Annotated in this window: 16 protein-coding genes and 1 pseudogene; 5 read left to right on the top strand and 12 right to left on the bottom strand. The window is 69.4% G+C overall.

What is annotated here, in order from left to right:
* Positions 1-66 precede the first annotated feature (66 nt).
* The 3 genes from ACZ6O5_RS05195 to ACZ6O5_RS05185 all read right to left on the bottom strand — a co-directional run bounded on the left by ACZ6O5_RS05195 (position 67) and on the right by ACZ6O5_RS05185 (position 3,408).
* Positions 67-792, bottom strand: coding sequence for a methyltransferase domain-containing protein (locus ACZ6O5_RS05195; RefSeq protein ID WP_465974527.1), 726 nt, complete (start codon positions 790-792; stop codon positions 67-69).
* A 631-nt stretch (positions 793-1,423) separates the two neighbouring features.
* Positions 1,424-1,732 (bottom strand): hypothetical protein, encoded by a 309-nt coding sequence (locus ACZ6O5_RS05190; protein WP_465974526.1) that lies wholly within the window; start codon positions 1,730-1,732, stop codon positions 1,424-1,426.
* 38 nt (positions 1,733-1,770) lie between these two features.
* The gene (locus ACZ6O5_RS05185) at positions 1,771-3,408 is read right to left on the bottom strand and encodes an ABC-F family ATP-binding cassette domain-containing protein (RefSeq protein WP_465974525.1); all 1,638 of its coding nucleotides are present in this window, start codon (positions 3,406-3,408) and stop codon (positions 1,771-1,773) included.
* An 85-nt stretch (positions 3,409-3,493) separates the two neighbouring features.
* Between ACZ6O5_RS05185 and ACZ6O5_RS05180 the strand changes: the two genes are divergently transcribed.
* From ACZ6O5_RS05180 to ACZ6O5_RS05170, 3 genes are all read left to right on the top strand, one after another.
* Positions 3,494-4,264, top strand: a complete 771-nt coding sequence (locus ACZ6O5_RS05180; RefSeq protein ID WP_107161877.1) for an ROK family protein — start codon at positions 3,494-3,496, stop codon at positions 4,262-4,264.
* Positions 4,265-4,350: 86 nt separating this feature from the next.
* Entirely contained in the window at positions 4,351-4,713 is a 363-nt protein-coding gene (locus ACZ6O5_RS05175) for a tetratricopeptide repeat protein (protein WP_396769716.1), read from the top strand.
* 55 nt (positions 4,714-4,768) lie between these two features.
* Positions 4,769-5,023, top strand: a complete 255-nt coding sequence (locus tag ACZ6O5_RS05170) for a Smr/MutS family protein (RefSeq protein ID WP_013288724.1) — start codon at positions 4,769-4,771, stop codon at positions 5,021-5,023.
* 97 nt (positions 5,024-5,120) lie between these two features.
* On the opposite strand, the gene ACZ6O5_RS05165 is transcribed toward ACZ6O5_RS05170, so the two are convergent.
* From ACZ6O5_RS05165 to ACZ6O5_RS05140, 6 genes are all read right to left on the bottom strand, one after another.
* Positions 5,121-5,444 carry a hypothetical protein gene (locus tag ACZ6O5_RS05165; protein ID WP_465974524.1) on the bottom strand — a complete coding sequence of 108 codons (324 nt, stop codon included), beginning with the start codon at positions 5,442-5,444 and terminating at the stop codon, positions 5,121-5,123.
* Between the two features lie 148 nt (positions 5,445-5,592).
* Entirely contained in the window at positions 5,593-6,216 is a 624-nt protein-coding gene (locus ACZ6O5_RS05160; protein WP_465974523.1) for a hypothetical protein, read from the bottom strand.
* Positions 6,217-6,474: 258 nt separating this feature from the next.
* Positions 6,475-6,942 carry a hypothetical protein gene (locus ACZ6O5_RS05155; protein ID WP_465974522.1) on the bottom strand — a complete coding sequence of 156 codons (468 nt, stop codon included), beginning with the start codon at positions 6,940-6,942 and terminating at the stop codon, positions 6,475-6,477.
* A 29-nt stretch (positions 6,943-6,971) separates the two neighbouring features.
* Positions 6,972-7,421, bottom strand: a complete 450-nt coding sequence (locus tag ACZ6O5_RS05150) for a GNAT family N-acetyltransferase (RefSeq protein WP_465974521.1) — start codon at positions 7,419-7,421, stop codon at positions 6,972-6,974.
* A 201-nt stretch (positions 7,422-7,622) separates the two neighbouring features.
* A complete protein-coding gene (locus ACZ6O5_RS05145; protein WP_465975028.1) occupies positions 7,623-8,882 on the bottom strand; it encodes a pentapeptide repeat-containing protein in 1,260 nt (419 codons plus the stop codon).
* Between the two features lie 585 nt (positions 8,883-9,467).
* Positions 9,468-9,683 (bottom strand): helix-turn-helix transcriptional regulator, encoded by a 216-nt coding sequence (locus tag ACZ6O5_RS05140; RefSeq protein ID WP_465974520.1) that lies wholly within the window; start codon positions 9,681-9,683, stop codon positions 9,468-9,470.
* A 274-nt stretch (positions 9,684-9,957) separates the two neighbouring features.
* Here ACZ6O5_RS05140 and ACZ6O5_RS05135 point away from each other — a divergent pair, with 274 nt between their 5' ends.
* Positions 9,958-10,245: a hypothetical protein gene (locus tag ACZ6O5_RS05135; protein ID WP_465974519.1), complete on the top strand. Its 288-nt coding sequence runs from the start codon at positions 9,958-9,960 to the stop codon at positions 10,243-10,245.
* Here ACZ6O5_RS05135 and ACZ6O5_RS05130 read toward each other — a convergent pair.
* Both ACZ6O5_RS05130 and ACZ6O5_RS05125 read right to left on the bottom strand, forming a co-directional pair.
* Positions 10,208-10,810, bottom strand: coding sequence for a dihydrofolate reductase family protein (locus ACZ6O5_RS05130; protein ID WP_465974518.1), 603 nt, complete (start codon positions 10,808-10,810; stop codon positions 10,208-10,210). The two genes, ACZ6O5_RS05135 and ACZ6O5_RS05130, sit on opposite strands and share 38 nt — an antisense overlap.
* An 86-nt stretch (positions 10,811-10,896) precedes the next feature.
* On the bottom strand, positions 10,897-11,490 hold the full coding sequence (locus ACZ6O5_RS05125; protein WP_465974517.1) for a TetR/AcrR family transcriptional regulator: 594 nt from the start codon (positions 11,488-11,490) through the stop codon (positions 10,897-10,899).
* 61 nt (positions 11,491-11,551) lie between these two features.
* On the opposite strand from ACZ6O5_RS05125, the pseudogene ACZ6O5_RS05120 reads away from it, so the two are divergent.
* Positions 11,552-12,392: pseudogene (locus ACZ6O5_RS05120) on the top strand (SDR family NAD(P)-dependent oxidoreductase).
* Here the strand turns inward: ACZ6O5_RS05120 and ACZ6O5_RS05115 are convergent.
* On the bottom strand, positions 12,389-14,767 hold the full coding sequence (locus tag ACZ6O5_RS05115; protein ID WP_465974516.1) for a M28 family peptidase: 2,379 nt from the start codon (positions 14,765-14,767) through the stop codon (positions 12,389-12,391). The pseudogene ACZ6O5_RS05120 and the gene ACZ6O5_RS05115 overlap by 4 nt on opposite strands.
* Positions 14,768-14,902: the final 135 nt, after the last annotated feature.

Genomic DNA, 14,902 nt, shown 5'->3' with positions numbered 1-14,902 from the left:
CGCAAGATCGTGGGGCGGGTGGGTGGGGCAGGTGGGTGGGTGGGTGGGTGGGTGGGTGGGGTTGGGTCAGTCGAAGAAGCGGGCCAGGTGGGAGGGGGGTGGGGCGGGGGCGTTCGGGGGGAGCGGGGTGAGGTCGGCGAAGACGGAGGCACCGTCGCAGCCGACGTGCAGCGGATACCAGCGCGGGGCGCCGGGCGGGCGCTGACCGCAGATGCCCTTGAACGTCTGCACGTCGAGCAGGCGGACGTGCGTCGGGTCGGCCACCGCGTTGACGTGCCGCCACCAGGGGCTCATCACGTGCAGCACGCCGCCGGGCCGGAGCACCCGGTGGCACTCGTCGAACAGTGGCAGGAAGTCGATCAGGTGCTCGACGATGTGCACCGCGAAGAACACGTCCACCGAGTCGTCGCGTAGCGGCAGCGAGCCGGAGAGGTTGGCGACCGCGTCCACCCCCGGCGCCGGATAGATGTCCAGCCCCAGGTTGCCCGGCCACTGCTTGGTCGCCCCGCAGCCCAGGTCGACGACCACCGGCGGACGGCCGGCGACAGCGACCCGGCACCACACCCCGAGCACCCCGGACAGCCGGCCGATCAGTTCGCGCACCAGCCGTAGCTGCGCCGGATCGTCGACCTCGCCGGTCAGATGCGCCACGCCCCGGTCGAACCGCACCTCGACCGTCGTCCCGCGCAACCGCTCGTCGTGCTCGGCCAGCTCGGCCCACGCCTCGGCGAGGAAGCCGTCGGCCTGCCGGAGCCGCTCACCCGAGAGCGCGGCCTGCCCCATCGCCACCATGCGCCACCTCCGGCGGCGCCTTACCCCCATTCCACCCAGATATACGCCCACCCGCGCCCCCCACCCCCACCCCGTCCCGCCCTCCCCCCATCACCCCCCGCTCCCGTGATCAAGGACTTTGCGTCTCCCGCGCCGTCCCTCCAGACGCAATCTCCTTGGTCAACAGACCCGTCCCCTCCCGCCTCGGCCCGGGACCCACCCGGGCCCAGCCCGGGTGGGTCGGAGTGATCAAGGAGTTTGTGTCCCCGTGAGGGCTCCTTCTGGACGCAAACTCCTTGGTCAACACCGGCTACCCGTTGCCTCCCCGGTCCGGCCGGGTGGTGGACGCGCCGGTGCGTGACGCGAAGCCCTTGGTCGACTCGGGCAGGCAGGCAGGCAGGCACGGCAGGGCAGGCTGTGCCCTGCATCGGGCGGTGTCGACGCGCGTGACGGTCGACGTGGGTGCGCTTGTTGTTGCCCCGGGCGACAACAAGCGCACCCAGAGCAGCCGGCTGTCACCCGCGGGTTCGGCACGGGCCGTCGGCCGGTGGAAGTCGCCGGAGCGGGTTTGTTGACCATGGAGTTGGCGGCGACAGAACGGGCACACGCTGCCGTCAACTTCATGATCAAACCCAGGGAAGGAGTGCGAGGGTCAGGTGGCGAGGGTGCGGCGGGTCGGGCGCATGCGTTGGCGGGGCTGGGGGGAGGCCGGCTTCGGGCGTTTGAGGTGGTAGCGGTGCAGCTCGGCGTTGCCGGGCAGGGACGGGTCCTCGCTCATCGAGACCAGCTCCCAGCCCTGGTCACCGGCCCGGTTCAGGTGCGCCAGCGCGGTGTCGCCGTACGGCGTGACGTCGATCATGGAACCGTCCGGGCCGTACCAGATGAAGACGATCTCCCACCCGGCGTCGGTGGCGGCCGCCTGGCGGCGGCGGACCAGCAGCGCGTACTCCCACTTGAGCATGAGGTCATTGTGGCCCCGGGCCGGCCGGTCGGCACGGATCAGTCCTCGGCGATCCGTCCCTCGTTCACCCGCAGCCGCCGGTTCACGCTCACCGCGTCCAGCATCCGCCGGTCGTGGGTCACCAGCAGCAGCGTGCCGGGATAGGTGGCGAGCGCCGACTCCAGTTGCTCGATCGCGGCCAGATCGAGGTGGTTGGTCGGCTCGTCGAGCACCAGCAGGTTGACGCCGCGCCCCTGGAGCAGCGCCAGCGCGGCCCGGGTCCGCTCGCCGGGGGACAGCGTCGCCGCCGGGCGCAGCACGTGGTCGGCGCGCAGGCCGAACTTGGCCAGCAGCGTGCGGACGTCCGCCGGGTTGAGCTCGGGCACGGCGGCGGCGAACGCGTCGAGCAGCGGCTGGTCGCCGAGGAACAGCCCTCGCGCCTGGTCCACCTCGCCCACCACCACGCCCGGCCCCAACGCGGCATGCCCCTCGTCCAGCGGCAGCCGCCCCAGCAGCGCGGCCAGCAGCGTGCTCTTGCCGGAGCCGTTCGCCCCGGTGATCGCCACCCGGTCCGCCCAGTCGATCTGGAGTTCCACCGGGCCGAGCGTGAAGCCGCCCCGGCGTACCACGGCTCCTCGGAGCGAGGCCACGACGGCGCCGGCGCGGGGCGCGGCGGCGATCTCCATCCGCAGCTCCCACTCCTTGCGCGGCTCCTCGACCACCTCCAGCCGCTCGATCAGGCGGGCGGTCTGCTTCGCCTTCGCGGCCTGCTTCTCGGTCGACTCGGTCCGGAACTTGCGGCCGATCTTGTCGTTGTCGGTGGCCTTGCGCCGGGCGTTCTTCACGCCCTTCTCCATCCAGGCGCGCTGGGTCCGGGCGCGCGCCTCCAGGTCGGCCTTCGTGTCGGCGTACTCCTCGAACTCCTCGCGGGCGTGCCGGCGCGCCACCGCGCGCTCCTCCAGGAAGGCCGCGTAGCCGCCGCCGTAGTGGTTGACCTGCCGCTGGTGCAGGTCCAGCTCGACGATCCGGTTGACCGTGCGGGTGAGGAACTCGCGGTCGTGGCTGACCAGCACCGTGCCGGCGCGCAGCCCGGTGACGAAGCGTTCCAGCCGGTCCAGCCCGGCCAGGTCGAGGTCGTTGGTGGGCTCGTCGAGCAGGAAGATGTCGTAGCGGCTGAGCAGCAGCGACGCCAGCCCGGCGCGGGCCGCCTGCCCGCCGGAGAGCCCGGTCGTCGGATGGTCCAGGCCGACGTCCAGGCCCAGCTCGGCCGCGACCTGCTCGGCCCGTTCGTCCAGATCCGCGCCGCCGAGGTCGAGCCAGCGTTCCAGGGCATTCGCGTACGCGTCGTCGGCGCCGGCCGCGCCGGCGGTCAGCGCCTCGGTGGCGGCGTCCAGCGCGGCCTGCGCGGCGGTCACGCCGGTACGCCGGGCCAGGAAGTCCCGGACCGTCTCACCCGGCCGACGTTCCGGCTCCTGCGGCAGGTAGCCGACCGTGGCGCCGGGCGGGCTCAACGCCACCGAACCCTGCTCGCGGGGCTGGAGCCCGGCGAGCGTGCGCAGCAGCGTGGACTTGCCGGCGCCGTTCACCCCGACCAGGCCGATCACGTCGCCGGGCGCGACGACCAGGCTCAGGTCTTCGAAGAGGAGACGGTCACCGTGGCCGGCGGTGAGATTCTTGGCGATCAACGTGGCGCTCATCAGGTCACCGAGCCTACCGGCGGGCGCATCCGGATTACCGTGACCCGCGCTCGGGCAGGTACACCGCTGAGGGAGACTCACAGCCGTGGCGACCACACTGGCGATCGACTGCGGGGGCGGCGGGATCAAGGCCTCCGTGCTGGACGCCGCCGGCACCATGCGGGCCCGTCCACTGCGCGTGCCCACGCCGTACCCGCTGCCCCCGACCCTGTTCGTGCGGACGCTGCTCGATCTCGGCGCCCGGCTGCCCGCGGCGGACCGGCTCACCGTCGGCATGCCCGGCATGATCCGGCACGGCGTCGTGGTGGCCACCCCGCACTACGTGACCCGCGCCGGGCCGCGCAGCCGCGTCGACCCGGACCTGGTCGCGGAATGGTCCGGGTACGACGCGCGCGGCGCGCTGGCCGAGGCGTTCGGGATGCCCGCGCTGGTCCTCAACGACGCCGAGGTGCACGGCGCCGGCGTGGTCGCCGGGACCGGCTGCGAGCTGGTGCTGACGCTCGGCACCGGGCTGGGCAGCGCGCTCTTCGACGGCGGGACGATCGCGCCGCACCTGGAGCTGTCGCACGCGCCGGTGCGGTGGAACACCACCTACGACACGTACGTCGGGGAGCCGGAACGGCGGCGCCTCGGTGACGCGTTCTGGTCCCGGCGGATCCGGCAGGTGGTGGACGGCCTGCGGCCGGTGTTCCACTGGGACCGGCTCTACCTGGGCGGCGGCAACTCGCGGCTGATCCGGCCGGAGCAGGTGGCGCGAATGGGGGACGATGTCGTGGTCGTCCCGAACACGGCCGGAATCGTGGGTGGTGTCCGCGCCTGGGACCTGGTGGGCGACAGGTACGACCCCACGCCCTGATCCTTACCCCGTGGAACACTCGCGCTTCCGCCGGTGTTGTGCCAGCGTCGGACAAAGGGCTGACGCGACACGAGGAGGTGGGTCGAGTGGACCTTCTGGCGGAGTACCGGCGGGCGACCATGTTCTTCGACTCGGGGGACCCGACCGGAGCGGCCCGGCTGCTGGAGCCGATCATCGAGGCGGAGCCCGACAACTCCTCGGTACGGCAGTTGCTGGCCCGGGCGTACTTCCAGTCGGCGCAGCTCAACCGCGCCGAGGAGCACCTGCGTGAGCTGGTCGACCGGGACCCGAGCGACCACTACGCGCACCACGTGCTGGGCCGGACGCTGGAGCGGATGAACCGGCCGGCCGACGCGCTGCGGCACCTGCGCATCGCGGCGGCGATGTACTCGACGAACGCCGACTACACCACCGCCCTCAAGCGGGTGGAGAGCCGGGTCGGTCGTTAGTTCTCCCGAAGGGCAGCCCGGGTGGGCTGCCCTTCGGCGTACCTAGGATGGACTCGTGAAGCTGAAGCTCGATCTCCACGACATCTACAACAAAGGCCACGACATCGACCGCGCGCTGCGCGGGATCATGGACGAGGCGGTGGCGAAGAAGGCCACGCTCGTGGAGATCATCCCGGGTAAGGGCTCCGGCGCGCTGAAGAAGAAGGTGCTGCGCTTCCTCGACCAGAAGGACGTGAAGCAGCTCTACCACCGCGTCGAGAAGGACTCGAAGAACTTCGGCCGCCTGTTCGTCCACTTCCGCTGGAAGTAGCCCGCGCTTGATCCACTCGCGCTTGATCAACTCCGCTTCGCCGAGGTGGCGGTATCCCGGTCACCCGGACCCAGCCACTTCCCCGAGCTGGTGTCGATCAAGCCACCCCGAGCGTCGCGGCGAGCTGGATGATTGTGGCGGGGGCACAGGAATCCCGGACAACCTGGGCGAGCGTCGCGCGGGCGGCTGGACGGTGACGTAACTCCTCGGGCGCGATCCGGAACGCGTCGGCCAGGGCGCGGGCCCCCTGAGCTGGTCGGTCGACCCGAAGGTACGCACGCGCGACGTGCACGAGATGGCCGGCGCGATGCTCGGCGGCCAACCATCGCCAGCCGTCACGGAGCATTGCCTCCTCGTGCCATTCGACCGCGTTACGACTGTCACCGAGATCGAGAGCCGCGCGAGCCCGTGCCAGCATCACGGTGGTCGGCCCGAACTCAGTCCGGTGGTGGTCATGTCTACTCGCATGGCTTGCACCAATGAAGTAGGTGAGGTGGGTGCGACTTTGGCAGAGCGGTGGCCTGGTGCCCCGCCTGCCGGCTCCGGTCACTCCCGGTGGTGGCTACCAATTATGGCTTTTTGTGTGCCAGCGTCTGCGAAATCTCGGTGGTTGTCTCCCACAACGCATCGGACCAATTGGTTGCGAGCGCACAATAGCCGCACGTGTCTCTGCCTTTACTTGCTGCGGCCATTTCCCTCGCGGCTGCCTCTAGGCCATCCTTTGTAAAAGAAAATACTTCATCCGTTAGCGGGTCAAGAGCTGATTTGACGGTCTCCGGAAGAATCGGGTCGTATAGCCAATGGAAGCGATAGAGCTTCCGTGCTGTGGACCTGTAGAACGGGTATACGTCCTCAAGGTGACAGGTGTGTTTTACGCCGGGCCCGTCCTTAGTTAGGTCGATTGCTTCTGTGTGCAGGGCCTCCACGGTCTCGGCCACCTCCAAGACCGTTCGCTGTTTAAGCTCTTCCTGCAGAAGTGCGAGCTGCTGCTCGTGGGCCTGCCGCATCTGGTAAGAGGCAGTTTCGAACGCTGAGCGTACCTGCCGCTCTGCCACCTCTTGGCTTGCGGCCACCTGTAGTTTGGCTGTTCGCTCAACAGCCGCAACTTGGGCCTTAGCGGCGAGAGCAGTGAAGATCCCGCCAACTAAGCCGCCAAGAAGAGCGCTGAGGACCCCAGACCAAAAAGCTGACATGGTTGCATCATCCAACCCCTATGCAAGCCTTGCTTTCTCGGCAGTGCGGCAGCGATGTACTGCAACCGACGGCACCACATGAGGGCTCATCAAGACCAAGATCATGCCGTCTCCGGGCCGTCAAACGAGGACAAGCCGTGACCATCGCTGACCATCCATGCTAGGTGTGAACACAGGTCCGAGGCGCAGTCGCCCGCTCTGATGGACTACGTCCAGAAGCGAGATCAATACCGCTGGAAGTAGCGCCCGCTCATCCGGCTAGACACAGACCCAGCAGTAGAGCCGCTCGTCGCGGGCCGTGGCGCGCCGAGCCAGGCCCGCAAACTCGATCAGGGCCTCGGCCAGGATCGACGGCTCGGCCTGCCCCCAGAACTCCTCGGTCTCCGACCATGGCGCGGCCACCTCACGGAGCCGGCTCTCCGAGGCAGCGGCCAGCGCGACGTGCAACTCGTCGGTCAGCGAGATGACGAGCAGTTCACCGTCATCGCGGACCGCGGCGGCCTTTCCCCACCTCGGGTTCCGCGTCACCACGTCGTAGTCGACGCCGGTCAGGAGCGACTCCAGCGTGCCGAGCTGCACGGTCGGTTCGATCCCTTTCAGTTCGACGACCTCGAACCCGGGATCGGATGCGGCGCGCGGGCCGCCCAGGACGTCGGCGACCGCGGCGGCTGCCTCATCGGTGGGAGCGGAGAAATAGTCACAGAGAATGCCCACGCCCGCGATCATGTCAGCGAGGGCCGACATCAAGGAGGCGCCTACAGGTCCCGGACGGCGACGGTCTGACCGCCGCTCTGCTCACCCGTCGGGCGGAAGCCCAGCTTCAGGTAGAACGGTTCCGGCCCGCCGGGGCGGGGCTCCCAGGTGACGTACGCCCGGTTGCCGCCCCGGGCCCGGATCTCCTCGCACACCGCGTCCACCGCGAACCGGCCGTAGCCGTGGCCCTGCGCGTCGGCCGCGATGTTGAGCCGCCAGAGCCCGGCCCGCAGGTCGTCCGGGTTGTCGCCCCACGGGATGTCGAAGAACGCCATCAGGAAACCGACCAGCCGATCACCGTCGTAGACCAGCCTCGGCCAGGCGTGCTCGGGGAAGACGTACGCCTCGGCCAGCGACTTGACCACCGGCGCCACCAGATCCTCCTGGTCGGGGCGTACCGACAGCGCGAGAGCCGCCTCGTAGTTGTCGGGGGTGATCTTCGCCAGCCGCATGCGGCGGAGCGTAACGAGCGAAGCTAGAGCCGGCGACTCATATTCGTCCACTTCGCCGTGTTCAGAGACGCGGTCCACCGCCAGGCAGCGCCGCCGCATCAGATCGGGATTGCGCGAGCCAGAGGGAGTCGCGACGGCGGTACCTTAAGCTCGTGGCCCTATGCGCTGCGTGTCACCCCTCCGACCTGCCGAAACCAACGCCTATTCAAAAAAGAGTGACGTCCTTCGTCGTTCGCGGGAGGTGGCCCCGAAATCTTCAGCGGAAGTGTGCGCCTGATAGCCAGTGGAGGTGGGGTCATCGGCCATCACGTCATCTGAAAGGTAATTATTTACAATTCGACTAATACTGCGGACCTGTCGGTACAGATCACCGACGGAGTAGGGGTAACTCGGCCACCATTGATCAGTAATGCGCTGGAGGTTTGATATCCACTCCTCAGCAAACCCGACATCTGGGAGGCTGTCCGCCCATGCGGCAACCTCGAAGACCAAGTTCTGCAAAGAGCGGCCGTCGTGCTCGCGTGGCCATATGCCGGCGTCGTCCAAATCCTCTAGCTTGAAAACAAGATTTCGTATTCGTTGCCTGCACTGTGCTGCGAAGCGGATGTTTCGTGATCGCTCTTCATTGCTGAGCTGCTTCCACCGTCGGACCCGGTCCGCTTGATCACTGCTAGATGCATTAGCCGTTTGGAAGATCGGCCAGACTTGAGGGTTGACCTGGTTCAGCTGCGCATAGGCTAAATTCGCATCCGCGAAAATTGTTCCGTCGATTACTGCATCAAGCATCTTGCAGTCAGTCATCTCTGCGCCGGTAAAGTCAGCACCTGTTAGATCGGCCCGGTCGAGCCGTGCAGTCCGGAGGCTCGCATGACGCAGCTTGGCTCCCACCAGTCGGCTTGCTTGAAGTTGTGCGCTTACAAGACCCGCCTCAGAGAGGTCGGCGCTGTTCAAATTGGATCCGTGAAGTCGGGCTTGAAGCAGGTTGACTCGTCTCATGTCTGCTCCGAGGAGTGACGCTTCCTGCATTCTTGCGCGAGTAAGGATGCTGCCCACCAGATCTGCAGCGAAGAGGTTCGCTTGTTGCAGGTTGATACCCGCCATGTGGGCCCACTTAAGATCGATATTTGAGAGGTCGGCTCGTTGCATGCAGGCGCCAGTCAAAGTAGCGCTCTGGAATGAGGCGCTAAAGAGGTCGGCCTCCTCCAGGCAGGCGCCTGTGAAATCTGAACCCTGGAAACTTAAACCTTTCAAGTCTGCTTTTCGGAGGCACGTGAGCGAAAAGTCAAGCCTTTCCGGCCTTGGCCCAAGGTTCCTTCTTCCTAGAACCGTTAGGGCAGCTTGGACGTCTGCGGATACTGGCTTTCCATTGCATATGCTCCCCGTTGTTATCCGAGTAGCCTCCCTGACGAAGGTTGTGAGCACTTCGATGATTGTCAAGTGGTCTACTGGCGATTCTCGCATAAGATGTTCGAGGGCGTGGATCGCCCCTAAGCGTTCGGTAAGCCGCTCCGAGGCGAGGTGAGGAATTGCTTTAATATAACGGTCGGCTTGCTGACCTCGCCTACTCAAGTAGTAGGTTCCACCCGTGAAGGCTAAACCAATAGCGGCCGCTGTTCCGGCTGTGGCGGCCAAAAAGGTTTGACGAGTACTATTGACTGCAGAAGCGCGCTCTTTGTCATCTGATGTGGACCATTCAGCGACTGGGCCTAGCAGGAGGGCGAGGAATAGACCGAGGGCCCCGAGTGTGAAACCTGCTGCGGCAGGAGAGAGTACACCTCGGCGGTGCGCGTGCATCCTCTGAGCTTCGTGGATTTGATTGCCGATCTCAAGTGCTGTCAAATATTTGACTAGGCTATCTCGACTTGTGCGTTCGTCGATCTTGGCGGATCTGCTGGCGCCTAAGCGTTGCTTGACGGCTTCAAAGTCGCTACAGGCCAGCGCTCCCGACGGTTGCGCATTGCGCTAAGCGAAGGGCGGGAGGAGCGCCCAGTCTGCCTGTGGCTGGAAGGCGGGGACGGGGAGTTGGGGGGTGTCGACGGTGGCGGGCTAAGCCGGGGTGTCCTCGTCGGTGGGCCGGGGCTGGCGGTGTTCCTTGATCCACGCCTCGACTTCCTCGGCCAGCCACACCTTCATCCCACGAAGCTCCTGGTACGGCTTCGGGAAGGTGGGGTACCGGGCGAGCTGCTGGAACCGCTGTCGCGAGACGCCGAGGCGCTGCGCGATCTCGTACGGCCCCATCAGACGGCCTGGCCCACGGTCCACGCTTCCGAACGTAGGTAGATCGGACCTATCCTTTTGGATATAGCTACTTGACTAGACCATCGGGTGGGCGGGATCGTGGACCCATGGCGCAATCCGTCTCATACGGGGAGTATCTGGCAGCCGTTGCGCTCACGCTTGCTCGCCGACATCGGCCGGTATGGTCTTGGCCCAGATGGCGCTATGTCTGTCGATGTGGAGCGGACCTGCCGTGCCGAGCCCGCCACCGCGTCCCGATCAGTCGAGCTCACTGGCCGGGGGAGACGGAATGAGCACCATGGGCGAGGTGAAGGCTGGTGACATGCTGTTCATCGGACGTGCGGCCAGCGTGCAGTTCATGGCCCCGATCCGGTTCCGGCTCATCCGCCAGCTCGACTGGACCACCTACGACGGGTGGGTCTGGCTCGACGGCTATCAGCTCGACGAGCGCGGTGACGCCGTGGCCCGACGCTCGATTTTCGTCAAACGGGCGGGCCTCCGGACTGCTCCGGCCCTCGTGGTGATCGGGAAGCCTCGGCGAGAGCGGATCAGGTCGGTCGCCGTACCCGGTAGGCCAGGTGGGTGACGCCGACGCCCTCCACCACCCGGAACGGCCCGTCGAACTCCACCGGCGCGATGCCCAGCCCGGAGAAGAACGGAATCCCGTCGCCGAGCAGCACCGGTACCAGGTCGACGTGCACCTCGTCGAGCAGCCCCGCCTCCAGCACCTGCCGCGCGATCGTCCCGGCGTTCACGCCGACCTCCTTGCCGCCCGCCAGGGCGCGGGCCCGCTCGACCGCCCGCTCGATGCCGTCGGTGACGAACACGAACGACTCACCTTCGGGCGCCCAGTCCGCCGGCACCCGGTGGGTCACCACGACCACCGGCATGTCCAGCGGGTGCCGGCCGCCCCAGCCGTTGGTGATGTCGAACAGCGTGCGGCCGACGACCAGCGCGCCGGTGCGCTCGGTCAGCGCCCGGATGTGTGCGGCGCTGGCCGCCGACGTCCGGAACGTCATGTCGGGGTTGGCGGTCGGCACTGCCACGTCACCGTTGCCGTACCACCGGAAGAGGTGGTCGAAGCCGCCGTGCGACGAGTCGGCCACGTAGCCGTCCAGGGACATGGTCGCGCCGGTGGTCACCTTGCTCATGGTTGTGCTCCTCGGGTTGCCTGAACCAGCTTTCACCCGGGGGTAGAAGCCGGCCGGGCCGTCCTCGACATCCCGGCCGAAAGAGTTCAGCGGGGTCGCAGCCCGTCGAGCGCGGTGGCGACGAGGCGATCGGTGTACGCGGTCGTGAGCGGTCCGCTGCGGTGCAGCCAGCGCTGGAACAGCGGGCCCCAGATCAGGTCCACCGCGACGTCGAGGTCGACGTCCTCGGCGAGTTGTCCGGCCTGTTGGGCGCTGCGCAGGCGCTGCCGTTTGGCCTCCCGCAGTGGTCCGTCCAGCCGTTCGGCGTAGGTGGCGGCCAGCTCGGGGTCGTGCGCGATCTCGGTGGCCAGCGCGCGCATCGGTGGCTCGTACCGACTGTCGGTCAGTTCCGCGACCGTGGCGCGAAGGATCTCGGTCAGGTCGGCCGCCAGGTCGCCGGTGTCCGGGAGCCGCACCGGCTCACCCTCGGCGCCTTCGCTGAGCATGAGGAACGCGTCGAAGACGACGGCACCCTTGGATGGCCACCAGCGGTAGATGGTCTGTTTGCCGACGCCGGCGCGGGCGGCGATGCGTTCGATGGTGACCTTCGCGTACTCGACCTCCCGCAACAGGTCGAAGGCCGCGGTGAGGATGGCTCGGCGGGAGGTCTCGCTCCGGCGGGCCGTGTTCGGCGGCGTCATGTGAGGTACCGTACCAGCGAGACGGACCGTCTCGTCTCATGCGTCGAAGGGAAACACCGACATGCGGACCTGGTTCATCACCGGCGCCAGCCGCGGCCTGGGCCGCGCGTTCGCCGAGGCCGCGCTCGACCGGGGTGACCGCGTGGTGGCCGCCGCCCGGACCGTCACCCCGGACGACTTCGACGCGCGACACGGCGACCGGCTGCTGGCCCTGACGCTCGACGTGACCGACCGGGCGGCCGTCTTCGCCGCCGTGGCCACCGCGGTCGAGCGTTTCGGGCGGCTCGACATCGTCGTCAACAACGCCGGCACCCTGTCCATGGGCATGATCGAGGAGTTCACCGAGGCGGAGGCGCGCGCCCAGTTCGAGGTGAACCTCTTCGGCGCGCTCTGGGTCAGCCAGGCGGCGCTGCCGCACCTGCGCGCCCAACGGTCCGGCCACATCGTGCAGGTCTCCAGCATCGCCGCGCTCGGTGGCTTCCCGAGCACCGGCATGTACAGCGCGAGCAAGTTCGCCCTGGAAGGCATGAGCGAGGCCCTGGCGATGGAGGCGGCGGCCTTCGACGTCACACTCAGCATCGTGCAGCCGGGCGGCTACTGGACCGACCTGTACGACAGCATGAAGACCACCACCCCCGATCGAGGCGTACGCGCCGCTCCGCGCCGAGTTGGCCCGACAGTGGGCGGCCGGCTCGGTCGACAGCGAGCCCCGGCTGGCTGCCGAGGCTCTGCTGCGACTGGTCGACAGCGACGACCCGCCGCTGCGGCTGCTGCTGCTCGGCAGCATGGTGTACGACCTGGCGTTCGACATCGCCCGCCGGCGGATGGACACCTGGGCGAGCTGGGAGCGGGTCAGCCGCGCCGCCGAGCACGCGGTGCCCGCCCCCGGAACGGCCCGCTAGAGCGCGTACGTCTGGGCCACCGCCAGCATCTCCGAGGTGTGCGAGCCGACCACGCCCACGGTCCCCGGCCGCTGCCGGAAGCCGGGCAGCGCGGACAGCCCGTCGCTGGCGTCCATGGCGCGCAGGTCGACCGTGTCCGCCGAGGTTGTCAGCGTCAGCGTCACCTCGACGCCCTCCGGCGGCGGGGCGTGGAACACGATCCCGAAGCCCCACCGGCCCTCGCGCGCCTTCACCGGCACGTCCCGCCCGGCCACCGAGGCGGACCGGACCGTGGCGGTGCGCGTGTCCACGTGCAGCGTGAGCAGCCGTACCGTCCGCTGCGGCGTGACCCGCACCCGCAGCACGCGCTGGTCACCGTCGCGGGTGTCGGCGAGCGTCTCCAGCTTCGGCGCGGGCAGCGACGCCGCCGGCGCCGGGCCGGCCCGCAGCTCGCCGTCGCCCAGGCCGGGGAAGTCGTCGGCCACCGAGATGGTCCGGTCGACGTAGCGGTCGGTCCAGGGCTGCGGAATGTCCTCGTGACTGAGCCAGGCCGCCTTCTTCGAGCCGGCGTCCAGCGCGTACATCAGGTGGGTGGGCACCGGGTGCGCGGCGTCGAAGCGGTCGACGGCCAGGCCGACCCCGGCGAGCGCCACCGCCACCACGAACGCCGCGCCGGCCGGCAGCGCGCCGAGGCGGCGGGCCCGCAACGCCAGCAGGCCGCGCTGGCCGCCGGCGCGCGGGTGCAGCAGGTCCACCACCGGCAGCAGGGCCAGGCCGAGCAGCACCGCGACCAGCGCGGCCACCGCGCCCATGCCCATGCCGAGCGCCGGGAACAGCAGCACCACCGGGGGCAGCAGGATGACGACGGCGACCGCGCCGGCCAGCGTCACCGCGACCACCGGCCACGGGCCGTCCAGGCGGGTGGCCAGCGCGACGAGGCCGGCGACCGCGCCGGCCAGCGCCGGCAGGGTCGTCAGGTACGCCCCACCGGGCACGAGCACGGCGAGCAGCACGCCGAACAGGGCCAGCCAGAGCAGCCCGCCGAACGCCAGCGCGGCCGGGCCGACGCGGCGGCGCAGCAACGCGTACCAGCAGAGGAGCACGGTGGCGGCGAGCGCCACCACCGCGAGGCGGTACCAGACCGGGCGGTACGGGTCGAGCAGCTCGGCGTACCCCGGTCGGATCGTGGTGATCGCGGCCCAGAGCAGCCAGGCGCCCAGCGGGGCCACGACGACCGGCACCAGGGCCAGCCCGGCCCCGGCGGCGAGCGTGCCGACGGTGGCCCGGCCCCGGCGGCGCAGCAGCCAGCCGAGCGCGCCGACCGCGAGCAGCGCGGCCACCGCCAGCGGCAGGGTCAGCCCGCCGGGGTAGCGGACCAGCCCGCCCGGCACGGGAAAGTAGGTGTCGTCGTGGCCGGCGCGCAGGTCGCCGAGGTCGGTGCGGCCGAACTCGCGGGCCAGGCCGAGCGCGTTGTCGCCGTGCATCTGGAGGCTGCCCCGGTCCATCCGGGCGGGCACGTCCAGCGGGGTGTGGTAGATCGCGCCGCCGTCGATGTAGGCGGAGTTCAGGCCCACGAAGCGACGGTCGGAGAAGGCGGTGAAGTCGGTGTCGTTGGGCAGCGCCCGGTAGATCTCCACCGCGAACGACGTGCCCACCGGGTGCGGCGCGGCCCGGCCGAACACGTCCACCAGCTTCGCGTTGTTCCGGGACGTCTCGAACATGATCACCGGGCCGGTGGAGCCGCGTGCCTCCAGGTTGAGCACCACCCCGCCGTCGGCGGCGAGCGGATGGTCGGCGGCGAAGCCGGCCGCGCCGCAGAGGCACGCCTCCTCCGCGTCGGTGAGCACGAAGACCACGTCGTTGCGGGGGCGCGGACCGGTGGTCAGCGCGCGGGCCACCTCCAGGATGGTGGCGGTGCCGGCCGCGTCGTCGTTGCCGCCCGGCCCGGTCTGCACCGAGTCGTAGTGCGAGACCAGGAAGACCTTGCCGGTCGGGTCGGTGCCGGGGAGGCGGGCCACCACGTTGCGGACCCGGGCCAGCGTCGCGCCGCCGGCCGCGCCGGACAGTTGCCCCGCCTCGGGCGCCACCGCGTCCTGCACCTCGGTCTCCAGACCCAGCCCGCGCAGCGTGCCGACCAGGTGCTCGCGGACCCGGTCGTTGGCCGCGCTGCCGGCCACGTGCGGCCGGGCGGCGATCACCTCGACGTTCCGGTACGCCCGCGCGGCGCTGAACTCGCCGGCCGGCGCGTCGGCCGGGCGCGGCGCCGGGGTGGACAGGGTGACCAGGACGCCCGCCCCGACGGCGAGCAGCGCGGCCAGCGCGGCGACGGCGGCGGGCAGCCGGCGGCGGGGCTTGGCGAACGCCCGGTCGGCGGGGCGGGTGGGGGGTGCGCCCACGGGGACTCCTCGGGGGGTGGATCTACGGGGGTGGGGATCATCCTGCACCCCCGCCCGCCGTGGCGGCACTCCCCGGTCGGTGCGCTGCCGGACTGGTCTCGCTCCCGCGTAACATCGGGGGTCGGCCGCGTCGCT

Source organism: Micromonospora sp. NPDC049201 (assembly GCF_055586805.1).
Note: the sequence above shows the minus strand (reverse complement) of the source record. Positions and strands in the feature narration are given on the sequence as shown.